Here is a 23,684-nt window from a genome sequence, read left to right on the forward strand (position 1 = left end):
TCTTGCAAGGCATGCCGTTTCGTGATTCTTACTGTTTTTTGCTCAGATAGTGAGCGGTATTTTGTCGCAATAGTATTTTTGCTTTTACTCTTCTGTCGCCGCTCTATCCTTCGCTTCTTGAATTACGATGTTTTGGATATCACCGGGCGCCTGCTCATAACGGTCAAATTCAAAGGAGAAGGATCCGGAGCCGCCTGTCATGGAGCGAAGGTCCGTGTTGTAAAGGTAAAGATTACTCATCGGAAGCTCCGCTTCAATGAGCTGCTTACCGCCATGTACGGCGTTCATACCAAGAATTCTTCCTCTTCTCTTCGTTAAGTCTCCCATGATGTCTCCCGTGTAGCTGTCGGGCACATTTACCGTAAGGCGGGCAATCGGCTCAAGAAGAACAGGATTTGCCTGCATAAAACCGTCCTTAAATGCCATGGAAGCTGCAGTCTTAAAGGCTTGCTCGGAGGAGTCTACCGGGTGGTAGGAACCGTCTAAGAGGACTGCCTGCACGCCCACAACCGGGTAACCGGCTAAGGGGCCCTTCTTGCAAGATTCCTGGATTCCCTTTTCTACAGCCGGGAAATAGTTCTTCGGAACGGCTCCGCCGAAAACCTGCTCCTTAAAGGTATAAGCCTGGTCATAGTCGAAGCTCGGAGAGAATTCCATGACTACATCACCGTACTGGCCGTGTCCACCGGACTGCTTCTTATACTTACCCTGTACCTTGGCGGTCTTCTTAATCGTCTCTCTATAAGCAAACTTCGGCTTAGTTAAGATAAGAGAAACATTGTAGCGATCCTTCAAACGCGCTGCCAGTACCTCAAGCTGCTGTTCTCCGATGCCGTATAGTAAGCTCTGTCTGTTTTCCGGATCTGCCTTTACCTTGAGGGTGCGATCCTCTTCCATCATCCTCTGAAGAGCTGTGGAGAGCTTATCCTCATCCGCCTTATTCTCCGCGGAATAAGCCATATAGGTATAGGGAGTGGAAATCTTCGGTGCATGATAAATAATTGGCGCATTACGAACCGCAATACTGTCTCCGGTCTCTGTAATACTCAGTTTTGCAACGGCACCCAAGTCTCCGCTTTTTAATTCCGGTACTTCAATTGGGGTATTTCCCCTTAAGATATACAGCTTACCGATTTTTTCAGTGGCCTCTTTGTTAACATTGTAAACCTCGGAGTTTGCCTTTAAAACACCGGTACAAATCTTAAATAAGGAGTATTTTCCAAGGAAGGGATCTGCAATGGTCTTCCATACTCTTCCGCTGATGGTTGCTTCGTCATTATAGTGCGCTGTAAAATGCTCCCCTGTCGAGGCGTCCACTCCAATCGCTTCCAGTTCCTTCGGGGACGGGAAGTACTTATCGATAATCTGTAAAAGAACATTGAAACCCTGCACATGGATACCGGAACCCATCAGAATCGGGGCAATATTACACTGCTTTACATTTTCCCGTAAAGCGCTCTGAATTTCTTCCGTGGTAAATTCTTCTCCCGCAAAGTACTTCTCCATAAGCTCTTCGGAGCTTTCCGCTACGGCTTCCAGTAAGGAAGAACGGGCAATATTCAAATGCTTCTCCACATAGTCGGGAATCGGGCAAGCCTCATATTCATTTAAATTGGTAAAACGGCGACCTGCCATCTTAACGACATTGACAAAGCCGACAAATTTCTCATTTTCACGGATCGGTAACTGGAAAGGAGCCACGGACTTACCGAAGCGTTTCTCCAGATCCAAAACGAGCTGACGGAAGGAAGCCTTATCGTCATCCATATTGGTCACGAAGAACAGTCTCGGAAGATGATTCTCCTCGCAAAGCTCCCATGCCTTTACGGTACCGGGCTCAATACCGGCTTTGCCGTTTACTACGATAATAGCGGCATCGGCAGCGCTGACAGCTTCTTCAACCTCTCCTACGAAATCAAAATAACCCGGGGTATCCAGTATATTGATCTTTAAATCTCCATCTTCTCCCTTATATTCTATTGGAAGTAAGCTTGTGGAAATGGAAAACTTTCTCTTCTTTTCTTCCTTATCAAAGTCGGAAACTGTATTGCCTTCGTCTACGCTGCCCAGTCTGTTTGTTACCTTGGTCACATAGCAAAGACACTCTGCTACAGTCGTTTTTCCGGCACTGCCGTGCCCTAAAAGAACAACATTACGAATACTTCCGGTATCATAAACCTTCATAGAAACCTTTCCTCCAATCTTAGCTTCTTGTGAGAACCTATCCTATTCAGCCCTCTTTTGCAACGAGAGTCTGAAGCGTTCCCACAGAAAACTCGTTGATAACAAAATGGATAGTCATATTGTATCGAAAAAGGGACAAAATTTCAATCTTCTTAGTCAAAAAGTGAGATTTGATTGGAGAGAGGAATTTCTCCGAGTAGGCCTAATTCATGGAATTTATCTGCAAATGCCTTCGGGCAATGTGTTCTTTGCACAAAATCATCCTTGGAAAGGTAGGGACCGTATTTTGCCCCTTCTTCCAGACCGAGGGCTACCGCCTCTCCGAGTCCCGCTATGCAGCTGAAGGACGGCATGATTTCTCCTTCTTCCGTTATCTGAAAATCCTTGGCCTTTGCCTTATAGATATCGAGTTTTGCAAAGCGAATGCCTCTGGCATACATTTCCTCACAGATTCGCATATCACGAAGACATAGATTTTCTGTCGCGGAAAGCTTATCCTTCTCCAGATACTCCTGCATATAGAAACGGAGCTTTTCCACCCCGAAGCACATTTTATCAAAATCAAAGCCGTCCGCACGCACGGAATAATATGCCGTGTAGTATTCTCGCGGATAGAAAACCTTACAGTAAGCTACACGGTAAGCCATCATGACATAGGCTGCGGCATGAGCCTTCGGGAACATGTACTTGATTTTCTTACAGGCATCGATATACCACTCCGGTACACCGTGGTCGCGCATGTCCTGACACCACTCCTCTTTTAAGGGCTTATGCTTTCTGGTGGCCTCCATGATCGTAAAGCTTTCGGAGGGATCCAAGCCCATATGCATTAGATAAACCATGATGTCGTCTCGACAGCAGATGGCATCACGAAGAGTCGTTATCCCGTTTAAAATCAGGTCCTGCGCATTGTTTAGATACACATCGGTACCGTGGGAAAGTCCGGAAATACGAATCAGGTCGGAAAGATACTGCGGCTTCGTATCCACTACCATTTGCATCGCAAAGCCGGTTCCGAACTCCGGTATTCCGAGACAACCGAGTTTTACCCCGTGAATGTCCTCCGGCTTAATCCCGAGAATTTCCGTAGATTGGAACAAGGACATGACTTCTTTAGAATCCAAGGGGATGTCTTTTACAGGGTCAAGCCCGGTTAAGTCCTGCAGCTTTCTTATCATGGTCGGATCATCATGCCCGAGAATATCGAGCTTTAAGAGGTTATGGTCAATCTTATGATAGTCAAAGTGAGTGGTAATAATCGGGCTTTCCACATCATTTGCGGGGTGTTGTACCGGAGTAAAGGTATTAATGTCCTCTCCGTGGGGAAGTACCACAATGCCTCCGGGATGCTGCCCTGTGGTTCTTCGGATTCCGGTCAGCCCCTGCACAAGGCGATCTATCTCCGCATTTCGCTTTTGTTCTCCTCGTTCTTCATAGTAATTCTTGATCATCCCGTAAGCGGTCTTTTCGGCAAGGGTACCGATTGTCCCTGCTTTAAAGGTATTTTCCTCACCGAAAATCGTTCCGGTGTAGGCATGCGCTTTCGCCTGGTACTCTCCCGAGAAGTTTAAGTCGATATCCGGCTCCTTATCTCCGTCAAAACCGAGGAAGGTTTCAAAGGGAATGTCGAAGCCTAAACGGTCAAGTTCCGCGCCGCAGTGCGGACATTTTTTAGGCGGCATATCGTAACCTGCCATACCCGAATAAGACTTTACCTCTTCCGAGTCAAAGTCCGTATAATAGCAGTTAGGGCAGATGTAGTGCGGGGGTAAGGGATTTACCTCGGTAATGCGGGACATGGTCGCCGCAAAGGAAGATCCTACCGAACCACGGGAGCCTACCAGATAGCCGTCCGCATTGGACTGATCCACGAGCTTCTGTGCGATGATATACATTACGGAGTACCCGTTGGAAATAATGGAGTTCAGTTCTTTCTCCAAGCGATTTGCCACGATTTCCGGAAGCGCGGGACCGTAGATTTTATGCGCTGTTTCATAGCAGATTTCCCGCAAGTTTTCATCGGAGTTCGGAATCACGGGCGGACACTTGTCCGGACGCACCGGCTTAATCCTTTCGCATTGTTTTAAAATGTATAGAGGATTATCAATCACAACTTTTTTCTTGGTATTTTCATCAAGATAGGAAAACTCCGAAAGCATCTCTTCCGTACTTCTAAAATAAAGGAAGGTATCCCCCTCCTCTTCCGTCATTCCCTTCGTGGCGAGGATGATTTTTCGGAAAATGTCTTCCTCTTTGTCCGTATAATGGGCATCGGAAGTTGCGCAAACCGGCTTTCCGAGCTGTTCTCCGAGGGAAATAATCTTCTTATTATACTGGATCAAATCTTCTTCCGTCTCCGCACTGTACTTATCGGAAGAAAGCATATAGCGGTTATTTCCCAGAGGCTGTACCTCCAGATAGTCATAGAAGGACGCAATCGCGAGAAGCTGCTGATCGTCCATACCGCGAATCAGAGCCTGAAAAAGCTCTCCGTTTGAGCAGGCGGAGCCGATAATCAGTCCTTCTCTGTACTTTTTCAGAAGAGACTTCGGAATACGGGGGTGCTTTGCAAAGTATTTTAAATGCGACTCGGAAATCAGTCGATAGAGATTGATTCGCCCAAGGTCATTTTTGGCAAGCAAAATAATATGATAGGTAGGAAGCTTTCTGACCTTTCCCACGGTGTCCATATCGAGGCTGTCTATTTGCCCTAAGGACTGCACACCTCTTTTTTCAAGCATCTCCAATTCTTTCAGGTAAATGCGGGCGGTTGCCTCCGCATCGTCTACCGCCCTGTGGTGATGCAAAAGTTCGATCTTTAATTCCTTCGCAACGGTGTCCAATTTAAAACGATGGAGCTTCGGAAGAAGGAGTCTTGACAAAGCCACCGTATCGAGTACCGGTCGTTTAAAAGGAATGCCGAGTGCCTTCGCCTTATTTTCCACGAAGTTATAGTCAAATTCCGCATTGTGTGCGACCAGAATACTGTCTCCGACAAATTCCAGAAACTTCGGAAGCACGACTTCAATGCCGTCCGCATCCATAACCATAGAGTCATCTATCGAAGTAAGCTGGGTAATGCGATACGGAATCGGAACACGAGGATTCACAAAAAGATCCATGCGGTCCACGATTTTTCCGTCTTCCAGTTTTACCGCACCGATTTCGATGATATGGTTTTTCTTCGGATCAAAGCCGGTCGTCTCCAGGTCAAAAACTACGGTACTGCAGGATAAAGGAAGGTCCTCGAAAAGATTTTTTATCACGCTATCCAGGTCATTTACGAGATACCCTTCCATGCCGTAGATTATCTGCAGCTCGTCTTCCTTTCCGAGCTTTTTTAAGTGTGCCATGGCATCCGGGAAGGACTGTGCTACGCCATGGTCGGTAATGGCAAGAGCCGGCATACCGAATTCCAGAGCTCTGTTAATATACTCTTCTATATCGGAAACCCCGTCCATATCGGACATTTTAGTATGAAGATGCAGCTCCACGCGCTTTTCTTTCGCATTGTCCACACGCTTTGCCCGAACAAAATCAGACATTTTAATGCCAAATACACGGGAAAGCTCCAGTTCCTTGTCGTACTGGTCGTATTCGATATTCCCTTTTACGGTTATAGTTTTTCCGACCTGTAAAAAAGATCTCGCATTGTCCAGATTTTCTTCTTCCACGAAGATTTTAGAGGCGATGGAGTCGGTATCATCCGTAAAGGAAAAGGTGAAGATGACCATACCGGATTTTCTGGTAGGCCGTTCATCCACATGAAGAATAATCCCCTGCAATGCGACGGTTCCGGAGAATTCTCCAACCGAAGAAATCGGCACAATTTCGTCCTGGAAATCTCTGCCGTAATAAACCTCTTCTTTGTCACTTCTCTTAAAAGGACCTCTACTTCCGAAGCTCCTTTTAAAAGTAGAATCATTATTTTTCTCTTTGAAATCTTTTTTTTCTTTAAATTCTTTTTGCTCTTTTATCTCTTGCTTTCCGTCTTTCGATTTACCCTCTTCTTTACGCTCTCCCTTACTCTCTTCTTTTCCTTCCTCTTTAGTCTTTCCAAGGCTTTTTTCCGGTCTTTCCTTATTTACCGCTGTCTTGCCGCCGGCTTCACTCTTATCATCGCTATGCCGGTCGGCGTTTTCCGCTTGCTTTTCTCCCCCGATTGACTCGAACTTTTCCTTTTCTTCCCTATATTCACGTCTCTCATCCTCTTCAAACTCTTTTTCTTCCGCTTTATTCAACTCGGGACTATAGCCAATGGAGAAATGCAGGATAATCCCACAACGCTCATGTACTATTTTCTCAACAACCCGGATACATTCTTCCTCTTCCTTTTGAAAAAGGGCAATTTCCGGTAGCAAAAGAGCTAGAGTGGACTCGTCTTCCCACTCTAGCTTTCCTTTTGTAAACATTTGATGGAGCACAATGTTTTTTTCTTTTAACTCATCCAAAAGGGAGTCTTCATAACGCTCAAAAAGAATCTTCGCATTGTACTGGGAAGAAAGATGAAAGCTTTCGTGAATTTCTATCTGAATTTTCTTCCCCGAAAACACCTGCTTTTGAATGAGCTCTTCCATGGCATGGAGTTCATTTTTTTTAAGCAAATGGTCGCTATGCAGGTAGATTTTCATCTTCGTGCGATCCCGGCTTAACGTAATGCGACTGATTTCCGTCGTCATGAAGAGTGTTTCTAAGTCTTTGTTTCCCTTTAATTCTTGAAATACTTGAAAAAAGGTTTTCATGAATACTTTTCAATTTCCTCTCGTAATGCGCTTAGTAAGTCTTCTTCCTTAACCTTTCGGATGATTTCTCCCTTTTTAAAGAGCATGCCGACACCCTTTCCTCCGGCAATGCCGAGGTCCGCCTCTCTTGCCTCTCCGGGGCCGTTTACTACGCAGCCCATTACGGCAATCTTTAAGGACTTATCGGGATAGGAAAAGGCAATCTTCTCCACTTCTTTTGCAAGGGAAATAAGGTCAATATCCGTTCTTCCGCAGGTGGGACAGGATACCACGGAAACAGCTTTTTTACGCAGTCCGAGCGTTTCCAAAATCAGCTGTCCGCTTCGGATTTCTTCTACGGGATCCGCGGAAAGACTGACCCGAACGGTATCTCCGATTCCCTCATTTAAGATAAGAGCCAGACCCATGGCGGACTTGATATTGCCGGACCAGACGGTGCCCGCCTCGGTAATCCCGATATGCAAGGGAAGCTCACATTTCTCCGCTACAATCTTATGCGCATGATACGCCATTAAAACATCGGAGGACTTAATGGAAAGGACAAGATTATGATAGCCCATATTTTCCACAAGTTCGACATTTTTAAGAGCGGACTCGGCAAGGCCTTCCGCAGTCACTCTTCCATTGTACTTCTCTAAAATTTCCTTTTCCAAGGAACCGGAATTTACGCCGATACGAATGGGAATATTCCTTTCCTTTGCGCAATCTACAACTGCCTTTACTTTATCGGAGGAGCCGATATTTCCGGGATTGATACGGATTTTATCGGCTCCATTTTCCATGGCGAGTATGGCTAAGCGGTAGTCAAAGTGAATATCCGCAACCATAGGAAGGGGAGATTCTTCTCGAATCTTCCCGAAAGCCAGTGCTGCTTCCTTTGTGGGAACCGTTAAACGCACTAAATCCGCACCGGCAATCTTTAAAGCGCGAATCTGAGAAAGACTCCCCTCTATATCTTCTGTCTTGGTATTGCACATCGACTGCAATACAACAGGATTCCCTCCTCCGATTTTTAAGGGAAGGGAGGGATAAATTCCGTTTTCTTTTTTACCGAGTTCAACTACTCTGGTTTCCGTTCGTTTTATCATTGTTTTTTCCTTTTTTGCCGGATTATTTTAAAATCATGCAGATTAGTTTAACAACTTGGAATACACTCCTGTAAACAAGTTGAATACATCGTTAAAGACAATTGCCACCATGAGAAGTAGTAAAATAGCCATTCCTACAGTGTTGATTCTCTCTTCCCACTTCGGGTTTAAACGCTTTCGAAGAAGCATTTCGAGAAGAATAAAGAGGAGTCTTCCGCCATCCAGCGCCGGAATCGGCAGTAAATTCATAATCCCGAGGTTTACACTAAGCATAAGAGAAAGGTTCATTAAAACCAATATCGTTAGGCGAAGACCTCCGGAGCTGGACTGCTGTACCGCACCGCCAATCACGGCCACGGTTCCTACCGGCCCCATCACATCCTGTCTGGAAACCTTTCCTCTTAGAATCATCGCGAGGCTGTCAAAGACAATTCGCGCATTAAAGCGGAATTCGTAGTAGCTGTATTCTAAAACTTGAAATAGATTTTTTGCACTTACTCTTCCGTTCTTTAATTGTACGCCGAGACGATATCTTCCACTCTCCGGATCCCGATAAGGGCTAAAGGTAAAGCTCTCTTTCTTTCCGTCTCGAAGCACGATAAGTTTGATATCCCCTTTCTGAAAGTCCTCCTGGTGAAGCTCAAGAAAAATCGACAGCTCCTGCAAGGTGGCAAGGGAGCGTTTACTTCCGTCAGCAAAGGCAATAGCTACAATTCTATCTCCATCTTGTAAACCGCTTTCCATAGCCGGCGTCTCTACAGTAGAGGAGGCTCCGATAATCGGAAATTCCGTACCGATATTTACCGTAAGAATAATGGCCAAGAGAAAGGCCAAAAGAAAGTTATGCCATACACCGCCAAAGCAGATAATAAATCTTTGCCAGGCGGGTTTCTTCTCGAAGCTGTATTTTTCCAAGTCTTCCTTGGAAAAAACTACGCCGTCAAAGTCCAGGACATCTTCCTCTTCTTCCCCTTTCGCTGTCGAAAAATCACCGCTTCCGGCGGCATCCTCTCCGAGCATCGCGCAGCTTCCGCCTAAGGGGAGAAGTTTCAAACTGTATCTTGTGTTATGGAAGACGCCGGAAAGAATCCGAGGCCCCATTCCGATAGAAAACTCCAAAACACCGACTTTAAAAAATTTCGCCGCCAAAAAGTGGCCTAATTCATGAAAAAAAACCAAAAACGATAAGGCAAGTAACGCCAAAACAATACTCAAAATTACTCCTTTACTTGTTTAAATCATTAATCTCTATACTATCTTGTATTAAAATCTAAAATCAGTTTCAATATAAGCCTTCATTGGCTTTCTCCTAAGATCTATACTTCTACCTGATTTGCATTTTCTTCTACGCAGTTTCTCGCCCATCGTTCAATAGAAAGTATCTCATCCACGGAAGGGTAAGCCTTCCAGTCCTTCTCATGCAGCTGCATCGCCTTTTCGATCAAAGCCGGAATGGAAAGGAAGGATATTTTATCCTGAAGGAAGAGGGCAACCGCTTCTTCATTTGCCGCATTAAAAACGGTCGTCATGGAGCCGCCCTTCAGTCCTGCAGACCGTCCTAAGGCTAGAGCCGGGAAATCGGTATAGGAAGGGGGATAAAAATACAGAGACAGGGCCTTGGTAAAATCCAGTTTCTCTCCCTTAAAATCTTCTCTTTCTTCTTCAAAAACGGCATAAGCAATGGGAACGCGCATAGTGGGGACTCCCAGCTCTGCCTTGATTGCGCCGTCTCGAAACTGCACGGCAGAATGGATAATGCTCTCCCGCTGAATGACAACCTGAATTTTTTCAATCGGAATATGGAAAAGAATATGGGCTTCCAAAACTTCCAGTGCTTTATTCACCATGGTAGCGGAGTCTATGGTAATCTTTCTTCCCATAGACCAGTTGGGGTGCTTTAAGGCATCTTCTTTCTTCTTTCCCCTCATTTCGTCTTTTGTGAGGCCGAAGAAAGGACCTCCCGAAGCGGTTAAAATGAGTTTCTCGACTTCTTCCGCCTTTTCTCCTCTTAAGCACTGCCAGATTGCAGAGTGCTCGGAATCAATAGGGAAAAGCTTTGCCTTCGACTCTTTTAATAAGTCATTGATTAAATGCCCGGCACAGACCAACGTTTCTTTATTGGCAAGGGCCACTTTTTTCCCGGCCTGAATAGCCGAAATAGTTGGCTGTATTCCGACCATCCCCACTACACTGACTACAATCATATCGGCTTCCGTCAAGGCAGAAAGCTGAATAAGGCCTTCCATTCCGGAGTAAATCACCGGTGAATAGCTATCTTTTTCGCTCTCTTTTTTTTCGTAATGTATACTGTTCTCGGCAGATTCCGAATCGAGTGTATTGTCACGATTATAACTTGATTGAAAGCGCTCTTTCAGAAGTTTTGCTTTATCTTCATGAAAAACGCAAAGATACTTCGGCTTCCACTCCCGCGCCTGCTCTTCCAATAGTGAAATATTTTCTCCGGCAGAAAGGGCAAGCACTTTATATTCCGTATGGTCTTTTAAAAGTTCCAGGGTCTGTGTGCCGATAGAGCCTGTAGACCCCAAAATCACAATATTCATATCTATCCTCGATTCACACAATCTTAGAAAAAGTAGCTTTTTATGAAAGCAGCTTCTTATGAACTTAGAGTCCTATAAAAACGGCTTTCTTACAGAAATATAGAATAGTTCATCTTATAAAAATCTGTCTTAAAAAACAGACTGCAATACTCTTAATGTAAAACGACGAATATCTAAAAACATTATTTCACAAAAAGAACCAAAGCAAAGTAAATAATCGGAGCCGTAAAGAGTGCCGAATCAAAACGGTCCAGTACTCCTCCATGTCCGGGTATCAAATGACTGTAATCCTTGATTCCAAAATCCCGCTTGATTCCGGAAGCCGTCAAATCTCCCACAATGGAAAAAAGGGAGGCAAAGGCGACAGAAATCGCAAGCTTAACAGGGGAATGGAAAAATCCGTCATAGACTTGATTATTATACAGTCCGTAAAGGTAAGTTAAAAGAAAAGAGCCGAGAACTCCCCCTATAGCCCCTTCCCAGGTCTTCTTCGGACTTAAAACCGGTGTCATTTTGTGCTTTCCGAAAAGAATCCCTACGGCATAGGCACAGGTATCCGCCGCCCAGCTCGATAGAAAAATCAGCCAAACCAGAATCTTTCCATGCATGACTCCTCTTGTCTGATAGAGGTAGGAAAACATGATTCCCGCATAGGGAAGAATCAGAAAATAAAGGCAAATCTCTCGAATCGTTTTTTCCGGATAAAACAACACATAGTCTACACAGAGCAGAATGAAATAAACCAGCATAAGGACCATTTCAAAATGCTTCCCATAGAAAAGTGCAAGGTAATGCAGAGAAATAAAAAGGTAGGGCAAAATCGACATTTTCTCCTTATGAAAGGAAAAGCAATGCAGAAGTTCAAAGCAGGCAAAGACAGATAAAATAAAATTAAAGAATAACAGTAGATTTCCTCCGGCGGGAAGGATGATAAACAAAAGAAGCAGCAAGACAATTCCGCTTGCTAATCGCACAAAAAAGGAGGACAGTTTCTTCTCGTTCTGTCCTTTTGGAGCTGTTTTCACACGGTCTTCTCTATTTTTTATTTCTTCCGTTTCGTTTTGTTTCTCCATCTACCCTAACCCTCTATTTTTTTTCTTCCGCCAAATCTTCTTTCCCTTTTTCCATAACTTTCTATCGCTTTTAAAAGCTCTTCCTTATTGAAGTCGGGCCAGAGCACATCCGTAATATAATACTCGGAATAGGCAGATTGCCATAAAAGGAAGTTCGAAGTCCGAAATTCCCCGGAGGTACGGATAACAAGGTCAGGGTCGGGAATATCTTTTGTATCCAAGTAGGAAGCAAGCTGCTCTTCCGTAAGATTAGCTAAAGCATCTTTCAAATTCTCTCCCCTATATTCTTCAGAAAAGCGATGCATTGCACGAATGATTTCATCTCTTCCGCCATAGTTTACGGCAAAGATAAACTCCATCCCCGTATTGTCCTTCGTGCTTTCTTCCAAAGCACGGATCCCTTCCTGAATATCCCCGGAAAAACGACTTCGCTCGCCAATCATCTTCGCTTTCACATTATTTGCATTGGCAACGGAAATAAGCTTTTTCATATAGAAACGAAAAAGCTGCATAAGCGCTCCAACCTCTTCTTCAGAGCGCTTCCAATTTTCTGTGGAGAAACCGTATACGGTTAAATAGGATACGCCAAGCCTTGCGCAGTCTTCTACAATCTGTTCCAAGGTCTCACAGCCTTTTTTATGGCCGAGGGCTCTCGGAAGCCCGCGAGAAGCCGCCCAACGACCGTTTCCATCCAAAATAATGGCAATGTGCTTTGGAAAGCGCTCCGTGTTTTCCATCATACTGTAAGGAGTTCCTTGTTCTTTGCTTCCACGGACTGATCAATCTTCTCAATCATGTGGTCGGTGAGCTCCTGAATATCCTTCGTCTGTCTTGCTAAATCGTCCTCGGTAATCTCCGCATTTTTCTCCAGCTTCTTAGCCAAATCCATGGCATCTCTTCGGATGTTTCGAATAGCAACCTTTGCCGCTTCGCCCTTCTTCTTTACATCCTTAGTCAGTTCCTTTCTTCTCTCTTCAGTAAGTTCAGGGAACACAAGACGAATCACCTGTCCGTCGTTTGTAGGATTAATTCCGAGGTCGGACATATTGATCGCTTTTTCGATTTCCTTCATCACAGACTTATCCCATGGCTGAATCTGAATGATTCTTGCTTCCGGAACGGAGATATTACCTACCTGCTGAATCGGGGTCTGCGTACCATAGTAATCCACAGTGATTCGATCTAAAACATGGGGATTCGCACGACCGGCACGAATCGTCGCGAGCTCACTCATTAAGTTGTCGTGGGTCTTATGCATTTTCTCAATATAGATTGTAAATTGATCATCCATTGTTCAGTCCTCTTCTTTCTTCGCTTTTCTACTGTGTTTTAGAAAATATATTCGTTATTTTATAAAAATAGGAAATCACTTTTGTAAAGCCAATATCAAGTACGGTCTAAGTATAAATCTATGCTATCGAATCAGACAAAAGTTTAATCCGCAGTCACTCTTGTTCCCTTGTGCTCTCCAAGAAGTGCCTTGAAGATGCCATCCTCTTCCTCCAAGGAAAATACGGACATCGGGAGGCGGTTCTCGAGGCAAAGGATGGATGCGGAAAGGTCAATGACCTGCAAACGCTTTTCCACCACTTCCTCAATACTGAGTGTATCGTATTTCTTGGCATCGGGAAACTTCTTCGGATCCTTGTCATAAACTCCGTCAATTGCCTTGGCAAGGAGAATTTCCTTACATGTGAGCTCCAGTGCGCGGAGCACTACGCCGGTGTCAGTGGAAAAATAGGGATGCCCCGTACCGCAGGCACAGAATACTACTTCTCCATTTTGTAAAGCCTTATTCGCTTCGTCCTTGGAAAAAACCTCACTCATATCGGAAATGGAAAAAGAAGACATAATTCTGGTCTTCATTCCGCTGATTCGGAAGATTTCCGAAACATAGATGCAGTTCATGAGTGTCGCAAGAATGCCGACCTGATCTGCCTTATACCGGTCTACCTGCTCCGACTGTCTTCCTCTCCAGAAGTTTCCACCGCCGATTACAATGGCTACTTCTATGCCTCTGTCTACCGCTCTTTTTACCTGATCCGCCACTCTAAAAATAACATCATCGGAAAATCCGAAATGCTTCTCTCCGGCCAGGGCCTCTCCGGAAAGCTTCAACATCACTCTTCTTTTTTCCATAATATTCTCCTCTTTCTAATGCCCTAGTTTACCATACAAAAAAAGGCTCGGCAATTCTTCCGAGCCTTTTTCGTCGTAAAAGAAAACTTAAGTTTTCCGAATTTATTTCTGTAAAATTACTCTGCCAAGGTTCCGTACATGAAGTAGTAATATCCTGTCGGAGAATACCATACGTTCTGAAGCTTCGGACTCTTGAGATAGAACTCGCTGTAGTAAGCTATAGGAGCCATACCGTAATCCTTTAAAATAACCTGCTCTGCCTGGTGGAGGTAATCATAGTGCTTTTCCACATCTGCTGTGCTTCTTGCTTCTTCCACAAGCTTATCAAATTCAGGATTACTGTACTTACCGTCATTGTTACCGTTACCGGTTTCAAAGAGGTTAATGATATTGGAAGGATCATCATAGTCCATTACCCAACCGTTACGTGCCACATCAAAGTTTCCGTTTCGACGATTTGCCGTAACCGTCTTCCACTCCTGGATATCAATTGTCATATTAAGGCCAAGCTTCTTCCATACGTCCTGCAGATACTCCGCTACAGCCTTGTGATATCCGGTATCGTTCGTGAGATAAGAAAATTGCGGGAAGCCTTGGCCGTCCGGGTAGCCAGCTTCGGCAAGAAGTTCCTTTGCCTTTGCAAAATTGGCATCATAGTCGTCATTATTAAAGAAATCGCCATACTTCTCTTTTGTAACTTCCGCAAACTGAGAGTCCTTTGCAGCATCACTGATACCTGGGCCTACAAAGTTCACTGCCGGAGAATAAGTACCTTGCATTATCGTGTTAGCAACATAGTTTCTGTCAATAGCCAGAGAAAGTGCTTCTCTTACCTTCGGGTTGTCAAAGGGAGCCTTCTGTGTATTAAAGGACACATAGTAAGTTCCCATCATGGGATCCACATGGAAATCCTCTTTTCCGGCTAGGTTCGGAATTTCCTCGGAAGGAATCGCTTTGGCAAGAAGGAGTTCTCCCTGATTATATGCGGTATATGCCGCATTATCATCAGAAATCAGATGGAAAACAATCTTGTCGAAGGTAATATTTGCCGCATCATAGTAGTAGTCATTCTTTTCAAAGGTAATATGGTCACCGTCTACATACTCCGTCATTTTATAGGGACCGCTGGTAATATAGGTCTCCGGCTTAGTAGACCATTCGTCTCCATTTTCTTCAACGGTAGCTTTTTGTACTGGAGATGTGGAGATGAAAGAAGCAATTTTATCAAAATAAGTACAGGGATTACTTAGCTTTACTACAAAAGTACTGCTATCCGGTGCTGAAACAGCTAAAGCATCCAAGTCACCATTTGCGGCCTTATCATAGCCTTCAATCATATTCAATAAATCATAGCCATAAGGAGCCGCAAGTGAAGGATCGGCAAGTCTCTTCCAGCTGTAGACAAAGTCCTCTGCTGTTAAGTCGGATCCGTCAGACCATTTTAAGTCCGGGCGAAGGTGGAAGGTCCAAGTTAACCCGTCTTCAGAAGTTTCCCATTTCTCTGCAAGACCGCCCACAATGTTTTGATTCTTGTCTACCGTAAGAAGTCCCGTAAACGCATGAAGAATCATGTTGGCCGCATCGGCAGCGGAATTCAAAGCCGGATCCATGGTCTCCGGAGAAGAACCGATCTGCACATCGATAGAGCCGCCGGCAGAGGTCTTTTCCGCAGTTTGTTCACTTGCCGCATCACTGCCGGACTTGGTGCCGTCAACAGTCTTTGCTCCGCCACAAGCTGAAAGTAAAACTGCAGCAAGGAGCATAGCACTAATTAATTTTGTCTTTTTCATATACCCTCCTTTTCTGTATCTACACTATCCTAAGATAGCAGGTAACTAATTTAGTCGGTCTAAATGATGACAAGCTACAAAATGTCCCGCTTGCTCTTCCTTGAATTTTGGTGTTTCCGATGCACATTGTTCATCCGCATAGGGACAGCGAGTCCGGAAAGGGCAACCCGAAGGCGGATTTAGAGGAGACGGTACGTCTCCGCTCAGGATAATTCTATGTGAGGCTCTGGCCACCTTCGGATCGGCAATCGGTACTGCCGAGATAAGGGATCTGGTATAGGGATGCATCGAGTGGAAGGTGATTTGGTCGCTGTCCGCAAGTTCCACGAGGTGTCCCAGATACATGACTCCGATTCGGGATGAAATATGATTTACAATGGAAAGGTCGTGCGCAATAAAGAGATAAGTCAAGCCGAACTTTTCCTGCAAATCCTCAAACATATTCACAACCTGCGCCTGAATGGAGACATCAAGAGCGGATACCGGCTCATCACAGACAATAAATTCGGGATTTACGGCAAGCGCTCTGGCAATTCCTATTCTTTGTCTCTGCCCTCCGGAGAACTCGTGCGGATAACGGTTCGCATGCTCGGAGTTCAGTCCTACTGTAGAAAGAAGGGATAAAATCTTCTCTCTTCTCTCCTTCTTATTCTTACAAAGCTTATGAATGTCAATAGCTTCTCCGACAATATCCTCTACGGTCATTCTGGGATCAAGCGACGCATAAGGATCCTGGAAAACCATTTGCATCTTTCTTCTGTAAGGAAGCATGTTTTTCTTGATTCCCTTTTCAGAATCAAAAATCACTTCTCCGTCATAGACGATTTTCCCTTCTGTAGGCTCATGGAGTCGTAAAATCGATCTACCGGTGGTCGTTTTTCCGCAACCGGATTCTCCAACAAGACCGAGGGTTTCTCCTTTATTGATAAAGAAAGAAACATCATCCACTGCTTTAACCACTTTTTTACTGCCGGCAACGGGAAAATACTGCTTTAAATGACTGAGTTCGAGTAAATGATCCGCCATTATACTTCCCCCTTTCCGGAGTTCTTTAAGAAATCCTCTTTCTGCTGTAACAGGCATCTGGCATAGTGTACTCCCCCGTAATAATTCTTTTCGGGTTTCACTTCCAGACAAATTTTCATGCAAGATGCACACCTTGGTGCAAAGCCGCAGCCCTTTGGCGGATTTAATAAATCCACGGGTTGACCGTCAATCGGAACCAGCCTCGAATAATCCTTCTCATGGAACTTCGGAATAGACCGGAGAAGCCCCTTGGTATATTCGTGTTTCGGATTGTAGAAAATATCATCGGTTGTACCGTATTCCACAATTTCACCGGCATACATTACCGCAATATAGTCACACATGGATGCCACTACTCCGAGATCGTGGGTAATCATGATGATTCCCATACCAAGCTTCTTTCTTAATTCCTGCATAAGCTCCAGAATTTGAGCCTGAATTGTCACATCCAGCGCAGTCGTCGGCTCATCGGCAATAAGAAGCTTCGGCTCACAGGCCAGAGCGATGGCAATCATCACCCTTTGCCGCATACCGCCGGAAAGCTCGTGCGGATACTGCTTGAGTCTTTTCTCCGGTTCGTTGATGCCAACCAGCTCAAGAAGTTCTTTCGCTCTGTCTCTCGCCGCCTTTCCCTTCTTATCCGTATGAAGAGACACCGCCTCCGCAATTTGGTTTCCGATAGTCCATACCGGATTTAAGGACGTCATGGGATCCTGGAAAATAATACTGACCTCATTTCCCCGAATCTTACGGAGCTCTTTTTCCGTCATATTCTGAATGGCATGTCCGTTAAAGTCCACGGTTCCGCCTACAATTTTTCCGTTTTGTGCGGTAAGACCCATAATGGAATAGGCTGTAACGGACTTTCCTGAACCCGATTCTCCAACGATACCGAGAACCTCTCCCTCCTTCATTTGAATGCTGACATTATTTAAGGCTTTTACCTCTCCTGCAGGAGTAAAGAAGGAAAGTCGTTCTTCTTGGATATTTACAAGAAACTCTTCTGCCATATTTACTCCTTTCTTATTGCTGTTTTAACTTGGGATCAAAAGCATCACGAAGTCCGTCTCCCAAGAGGTTAAAGCTTAAAATGATGATAAAAATCAGGAAAGCCGGTGCAAAAAGTTTTTCCGGATAAGTCTGGAAGCCGTTCAGTGCCGCACTGGCCAGGGAACCGAGGGACGGCATCGGGGCCTGTACTCCAAGTCCCAAGAAGGAAAGGAAGGATTCCGTAAAGATGGAACTCGGAATTTGCAGTGTCGTCGTAACAATTAAAGTACCGATACAGTTTACAATCAGGTGTTTGAAAATAATTCTTCCGGGGCCTGCTCCCAAAGCTCTAGCCGCCGTAACATATTCACTTTGCTTTAAAATCATGATTTGAGAACGAACGATTCTGGCCATGCCGACCCAGTAGAGTAAGGCAAAGACGATAAACATGGAAATCATGTTGGAGCCCAGTTTCTGCATCCAGGTAAAAGCAGGAAGCATGGATAGCTTTTCCAGTGGAAACTTCAGGGTCTGTGCCAGTAAAATAATAATCAAAACATCCGGCACGGTATAGATAATGTCCACGATTCTCATCATAATCATATCGATAATTCCGCCGAAATATCCCGCTATGGCACCGAACACGGAACCGATCATTAAAATCAGAACAGACGCTACAAGTCCGACAGTCATCGATACTCTTCCTCCAACGAGAACACGAATCATATAATCACGTCCATTTTGATCCGTTCCGAGGAGATGCGGAAAAATCTTCTCTCCTTTTTCCATCTCCGCTTTTTCCACCTTCGAATATTGCATCGGTGCCAAGCGCTCAGACCCCTTCATCTGTTGTTCATACTTATAAGGATAAAAGGCGGGAACGATAAAACAAAATATCATAATCAAAAGAACAAGGAAAAAGGCACTCATGGCAATCTTGTTTTTACGGAATCTGCGAATACCGTCTTTCCAGAAGCCGACAGACTCCCGCATAATGACCAAGGACTCTTTATCTTCACCGGAGGCAGGCATAAAATCCTCCATGGAGACCTGCATACTCAGGGGATTTTTCTTGATTTCTTCCATACGCTGTTCTCTCCTTCCCTACTTTAATTTGATACGCGGATCGACAAAAGCATAGGCAATATCCACGAAAAGATTCATGACGATAACAAATACGGCCAGGAAAATGGTCGTTCCCATAATCATGGGATAATCTCGGCTGGTGATACAGCTCACGAATTCGGAACCGAGTCCCGGTATATTGAAAATCTTTTCTACGATAAAGGAACCGGTCATAAGAGACGCAAGAAGCGGTCCCAAATAGGTAATAACCGGAAGAATAGCGTTTCGGAGCGCATGTTTAAAAATGGATTTGAAAGTCGTTACGCCCTTTGCTCTTGCCGTTCTCATATAGTCCTGTCCCATAACGTCCAGCATGGATGAGCGCATAAGACGTGCCATATAAAAGCTGGGATATAGGGCCAGAGCAATGACCGGCATCACATAACTTCGCGCATCCTTTAAGCCTAAAGAAGGTAATAAATGAAGTTTTGTTGTAAAGACGTAAACTAAAAGAGTGGAGGATAAAAAGGAAGGAATAGCGATTCCCGCCGTGGATAAAACAATGATGAGATTATCCAAAAACTTTCCTCTGTTGAAGGCGGCAACCGCACCGAGAGGCACCCCGGTAAGAACGGCCAAAACAAGTGCCATGCCTCCTATACGAGCAGAAACCGGAAACTTTACGGCAATGATTTGCGCTACGGTCCTTCCCCTCTTCTTAATGGAAAGACCGAAGTCACCGTGTAGAAGCCCGGTCATATAAGTCGTATACTGCTTGATGAGCGGTTTATCCAAACCGTATTTTGCTTCCATTGCAGCCTGTGCCTGCGGAGTCACCGCTTTTTCAGCCAGGAAAGGACCGCCGGGAACCATGTTCATGACAAAAAAGGTCATGGTTGCTACCAAAAATGCAGTTATCAGAGACATAATGGCTCTTTTCAAGATATACTTTGGCATAGTATCCTCCCAAGGCGACGTACAACAAACATTTGTCTTTAGCTGGCTTAAATGAAATTTTACTGAAGAATATACACGATTAGAGTTTGGATTTCAAGACATAAAATTCAAATTACTAATTTATGTCCATAATAAAACTGATTGTCTTTATTGTTTTATATAAAGCTTGCATATTTTTTCTTGTATAACTTATCTAATGATGTTTTGTTAAAATGAAATACGCATACTTTGAGAGTGATGTCTTGTTAAAACGAGATACCACACAATGTGCGAAAGATAGTCGTTAAGATCAAAAAAAGTCTGTAATCAATCTACGATTTTTTACAGACTTTCTTTGATGAAATGAAAACCAACAGGATATAACTCCATCCCGAAAGTTTAGTTTATTTTATTTCTTGAGGCATCAACCAACCCTTTTGGTCGGTATGAAGCAGTTCCTCGGCAATTTCAGACAGCGGTTCTCCCAAATAATCCTTATATACGGACTTAATAGAGGGGTTCTCATGACTGAAGCGGATACTGCCTTCTCTATCCTGCTTATATAAGACAGGGGCTCTAAGAGCAGCCATTTCCACTTGATCATGAATCGGTTGTCCTCCACCGCCTACGCATCCTCCGGGACAAGCCATAACTTCAACAAAGTCATAATGGACTTGACCGTTTTTCAGGGCGTTCAGTAAACGGTCTGCATTGGCAAGACCATGCACTACTGCAATCTTTAGTTTATTTCCGGCAATGGAAAAGCTGGATTCCTTCCATCCTTCCATACCTCTGACTTCCTGAAAGGCATCCGGATCCGGATTCTCACCGGTCGCAAGATAATAAGCCGTTCTGAGTGCCGCTTCCATTACACCGCCGGTTGCGCCGAAGATATTTCCGGCTCCCGAACCGATGCCGAGAGGCATATCCAATGCTCTATCGGATAGCTTAGCCGGAGAAATGTGCAGTGCACGAATCAAGCGGTTCACTTCTCTGGTTGTTAAAGCGACATCGACATCAAAATTTCCATCTTTATCCACCATATTGGGATAAGCACATTCTGCTTTTTTCGCGAGACAGGGCATAATGCTGACAGAGAATATTTTCTTCGGATCCACTTTTAAGATATCCGCATAATAACTCTTTGCAATTGCACCGAACATTTGCTGCGGAGACTTGGAAGTGGATACCTGAGGAATAAATTCAGGATAATGACTCTTGATAAAGCGAACCCATCCCGGACAACAGCTGGTAAACATCGGAAACTGTCCTTCATTATGTGTCAGCTTGTGTAAAAACTCCGAAGCTTCTTCCATAATCGTTAAGTCTGCAGAAAAATCCGTATCAAAGACATAATCAAAGCCCATTTCCTTTAAGCAAGCGGATAAACGCTCCACCGTTGCTTCCTCCGGACTTAAGCCGAACTCTTCTCCCCAGGCTGTTCGAATAGAAGGTGCGATTTGTGCCAAAACAATGGTCTCCGGATCATCCAGTGCATCCAAAATTTTATCGGTATCGTCTCTTTCCCGTAAAGCGCCAACCGGACAGTGGGTGATACATTGTCCGCAGAGCGCACAGGAGGAATCCTCCAGGCGATAAAAGTCTCTTACATCAACGGTACTCTTTCCTCCACTATTGATAACATCCCAAACATGGGTGGCCTGAATTTTATCGCAGACTTGGATACAACGCATACATTTGATACATTTATCATATTCACGAATCAACGGGAAGGTCTTTGAGCCTTTTTGCTTTGGTAAATCCTTCGGAAAATAGTCTTTTCCTACGATGTTTAAATCATTGGCTACGGACTGTAGAGAACAGTTTCCGGAACGAACACAAGTGGTGCAGGTGACATTATGCTGAGACAGAATCAATTCAACATTATATTTTCTTGCCTCTCTGGCTTTTTTGGAATTGGTACGGATGACCATTCCCTCCAGTACAGGGCTGTTACATGCGGCGTGTAAACGGGCGTCTCCTTCCACTTCCACAACACAGACACGACAAGCGCCAATTTCATTTAAATTTTTAAAGTAACATAGTGTCGGAATGGTTATACCCACTTCTTTTGCCGCATCTAAAATCGTAGTATGTTCCGGCACACATACTTTTTTCCCATCTATTATACAATTTACCATTTGCTCTCTCTGCCTCCCTTAAATATTCCATAACCAAAGTGATCACAGTGCAGACATCTTCCGGATTCCTGGCAAGCCTCTTCATCCGTCATACCGTACTCCATGAGCTTAAAGTCACAGACTCTTTCATTAGCCGGTCTTTCCTTCATATTGACACGACCGGTGGGTGCATTGTCATCAAAACGAACAGGCGGAAGCACAATATCCGACTCAATCTCATGGAAGAAGCCGAGATACTCATCAATGTTTGCCGCTGCCGTTTTTCCTGCGGCAATGGCACGAATAACCGTAGCCGGGCCGGTTACACAATCACCACCTGCAAAAATTCCTTCAGCATTCTTTAAAGCGGAAGTATCCAAAGCATTAATGCGTCCCGATTCAATGGTGATTCCCTGGTATTCTTCAAACTTACGGAAGTCAATTCCCTGTCCGATGGCAACAAGAACCAAATCCGCATTTACCAGAACTTCGGGAGACTGAGAATCCTTGGGAGAAGGTCTTCCATATCGAACTCCCCCAATAATTTGCGGTTTTAAAACAATCCCCTTACAATGTCCCTTCTCATCTTTTTCAATCCGAACCGGAGAATGTAGTTCAACAATATCGCAACCGTCAGCAATAGCGCCTTCCACTTCTTCAGGAAGTGCCGTCATATCTACACGTCTTCTTCTATAGGCAACCTTTACGGTCTTTGCACCAAGACGAACTGCCGATCTGGCCACGTCCATAGCAACGTTTCCGCCTCCGACTACCACAACATCCAAACCGGAGAAATCCGGATACCGATCATCCCCGATATTTCTGAGCATTTCTACTGCGGAAATAACGCCTTCCGCATCTTCTCCCGGAATGCCGAGTTTCTTATCCGTGTGAGCACCGATAGAAACATAAACTGCATCAAAATCTTTCTTGAGCTGAGCCAGACTCAGATCCTTTCCGATACTTACATCCGTCTTAACCTGAAAACCGGTCTTCATCAGGCCTTCAATTTCATGATCCAGAATTTCTCTCGGAAGTCTGTAAGCCGGAATCCCGTAGCGGAGCATTCCCCCCAGCTTTTTTCTCTGCTCATAGACGGTTACATCATGTCCCATAATACTTAAATAATATGCGGCACTTAAACCGGAAGGTCCTCCCCCGACGATGGCTACCTTCTTGCCGGTTTTATCCATAATTTGGGGAACCTTGATTTCTCCTTCATGTTCTACGGCGTAGCGCTTCAGTCCTCGAATATTAATCGCCTTATCCACCATAGTTCTTCTGCATCGAAGCTCACAAGGGTGTTCGCAGATTAAACCGCATGCGGCAGGAAAGGGATTATCCTTTCGAATCAGTTGGACTGCCTCGGCATAACGCCCCTCATGAATCAAGGATACATAGCCCGGAACATCTACATGAGCAGGACAAAGTGCCACACAAGGAACCGGCTGACTCTGTTTAGCGAAGCATCTGCCATGTTTTACGTGCTCCGCATAATCGTCATAAAATCCGCGGATACCTCTTAGGACCATCTTTGCAGCCTCAAAGCCTATAGCACAATCCGCTGAATGATAAATCGCCTCTGCAGTCTTTTCAATTGTTTTTAATGTATCCATATCGGCGGAACCGTTTAAAACGGATTCCATTAATTTTTCCAACTGCCCTAGCCCCACTCTGCAGGGGGTACATTTACCGCATGACTGGGAATGGCAAACATGTAAGAATGCCTCTGCCAAATCAACCGGACATAATCCCGGTTGCGAAGCTTGAATTCTCCGTTCCAGGTCACGATATAGACCTTCCACGGTTTTTTGCGCTTCATTTTCCGTTACAATGATTAACCTGCTCATTTTTTCTCCTTTGCTAAAACGCAAGATGCGCTTTCGCCTTAAGACTCTAGTGTTCAAAGCCAGTATAACATTGCCTACTTTTTTTTTCTCACAAAAAAAGAAGGATTTTTTTGTGCACAA

General features: G+C 44.6%; 16 protein-coding genes. All 16 read right to left on the reverse strand.

Annotated features, from left to right (window positions below; genetic code table 11):
* Nucleotides 1–84: 84 nt before the first annotated feature.
* The gene (locus HMPREF9624_RS02060; protein WP_009536316.1) at nucleotides 85–2,184 is read right to left on the reverse strand and encodes an elongation factor G; all 2,100 of its coding nucleotides are present in this window, start codon (nucleotides 2,182–2,184) and stop codon (nucleotides 85–87) included.
* 152 nt (nucleotides 2,185–2,336) lie between these two features.
* The gene (locus HMPREF9624_RS02065; RefSeq protein ID WP_009536317.1) at nucleotides 2,337–6,926 is read right to left on the reverse strand and encodes a PolC-type DNA polymerase III; all 4,590 of its coding nucleotides are present in this window, start codon (nucleotides 6,924–6,926) and stop codon (nucleotides 2,337–2,339) included.
* A complete protein-coding gene (gene ispG, locus HMPREF9624_RS02070; RefSeq protein WP_009536318.1) occupies nucleotides 6,923–8,014 on the reverse strand; it encodes a flavodoxin-dependent (E)-4-hydroxy-3-methylbut-2-enyl-diphosphate synthase in 1,092 nt (363 codons plus the stop codon). The genes HMPREF9624_RS02065 and ispG overlap by 4 nt, the downstream gene beginning before the upstream one ends.
* A gap of 42 nt (nucleotides 8,015–8,056) precedes the next feature.
* On the reverse strand, nucleotides 8,057–9,229 hold the full coding sequence (locus HMPREF9624_RS02075; protein ID WP_009536319.1) for a M50 family metallopeptidase: 1,173 nt from the start codon (nucleotides 9,227–9,229) through the stop codon (nucleotides 8,057–8,059).
* Between the two features lie 101 nt (nucleotides 9,230–9,330).
* Nucleotides 9,331–10,575 (reverse strand): 1-deoxy-D-xylulose-5-phosphate reductoisomerase, encoded by a 1,245-nt coding sequence (gene dxr, locus HMPREF9624_RS02080; RefSeq protein WP_009536320.1) that lies wholly within the window; start codon nucleotides 10,573–10,575, stop codon nucleotides 9,331–9,333.
* 182 nt (nucleotides 10,576–10,757) lie between these two features.
* Entirely contained in the window at nucleotides 10,758–11,648 is an 891-nt protein-coding gene (locus HMPREF9624_RS02085) for a phosphatidate cytidylyltransferase (protein ID WP_009536321.1), read from the reverse strand.
* 5 nt (nucleotides 11,649–11,653) lie between these two features.
* Nucleotides 11,654–12,388, reverse strand: a complete 735-nt coding sequence (locus HMPREF9624_RS02090) for an isoprenyl transferase (RefSeq protein WP_009536322.1) — start codon at nucleotides 12,386–12,388, stop codon at nucleotides 11,654–11,656.
* Nucleotides 12,385–12,939 (reverse strand): ribosome recycling factor, encoded by a 555-nt coding sequence (frr, locus tag HMPREF9624_RS02095; protein ID WP_009429767.1) that lies wholly within the window; start codon nucleotides 12,937–12,939, stop codon nucleotides 12,385–12,387. Before frr ends, HMPREF9624_RS02090 begins: the two co-directional genes overlap by 4 nt.
* A 143-nt stretch (nucleotides 12,940–13,082) precedes the next feature.
* Entirely contained in the window at nucleotides 13,083–13,787 is a 705-nt protein-coding gene (gene pyrH / locus HMPREF9624_RS02100) for a UMP kinase (protein ID WP_009534327.1), read from the reverse strand.
* A gap of 116 nt (nucleotides 13,788–13,903) precedes the next feature.
* Entirely contained in the window at nucleotides 13,904–15,577 is a 1,674-nt protein-coding gene (locus tag HMPREF9624_RS02105; RefSeq protein ID WP_009536323.1) for a peptide ABC transporter substrate-binding protein, read from the reverse strand.
* A 45-nt stretch (nucleotides 15,578–15,622) separates the two neighbouring features.
* Nucleotides 15,623–16,603, reverse strand: coding sequence for an ABC transporter ATP-binding protein (locus tag HMPREF9624_RS02110; RefSeq protein ID WP_009536324.1), 981 nt, complete (start codon nucleotides 16,601–16,603; stop codon nucleotides 15,623–15,625).
* Entirely contained in the window at nucleotides 16,603–17,613 is a 1,011-nt protein-coding gene (locus HMPREF9624_RS02115) for an ABC transporter ATP-binding protein (protein WP_009536325.1), read from the reverse strand. Before HMPREF9624_RS02115 ends, HMPREF9624_RS02110 begins: the two co-directional genes overlap by 1 nt.
* A gap of 13 nt (nucleotides 17,614–17,626) precedes the next feature.
* Entirely contained in the window at nucleotides 17,627–18,679 is a 1,053-nt protein-coding gene (locus HMPREF9624_RS02120; protein ID WP_009536326.1) for an ABC transporter permease, read from the reverse strand.
* Between the two features lie 18 nt (nucleotides 18,680–18,697).
* A complete protein-coding gene (locus tag HMPREF9624_RS02125) occupies nucleotides 18,698–19,615 on the reverse strand; it encodes an ABC transporter permease (protein ID WP_009429462.1) in 918 nt (305 codons plus the stop codon).
* A 383-nt stretch (nucleotides 19,616–19,998) separates the two neighbouring features.
* Nucleotides 19,999–21,735, reverse strand: a complete 1,737-nt coding sequence (locus tag HMPREF9624_RS02130) for an NADH-dependent [FeFe] hydrogenase, group A6 (protein ID WP_009536327.1) — start codon at nucleotides 21,733–21,735, stop codon at nucleotides 19,999–20,001.
* The gene (locus HMPREF9624_RS02135; RefSeq protein WP_009536328.1) at nucleotides 21,729–23,564 is read right to left on the reverse strand and encodes an NAD(P)-binding protein; all 1,836 of its coding nucleotides are present in this window, start codon (nucleotides 23,562–23,564) and stop codon (nucleotides 21,729–21,731) included. Before HMPREF9624_RS02135 ends, HMPREF9624_RS02130 begins: the two co-directional genes overlap by 7 nt.
* Nucleotides 23,565–23,684 lie beyond the last annotated feature (120 nt).

It is taken from the genome of Oribacterium asaccharolyticum ACB7, from assembly GCF_000238075.1.
Taxonomy (GTDB): domain Bacteria; phylum Bacillota; class Clostridia; order Lachnospirales; family Lachnospiraceae; genus Oribacterium; species Oribacterium asaccharolyticum.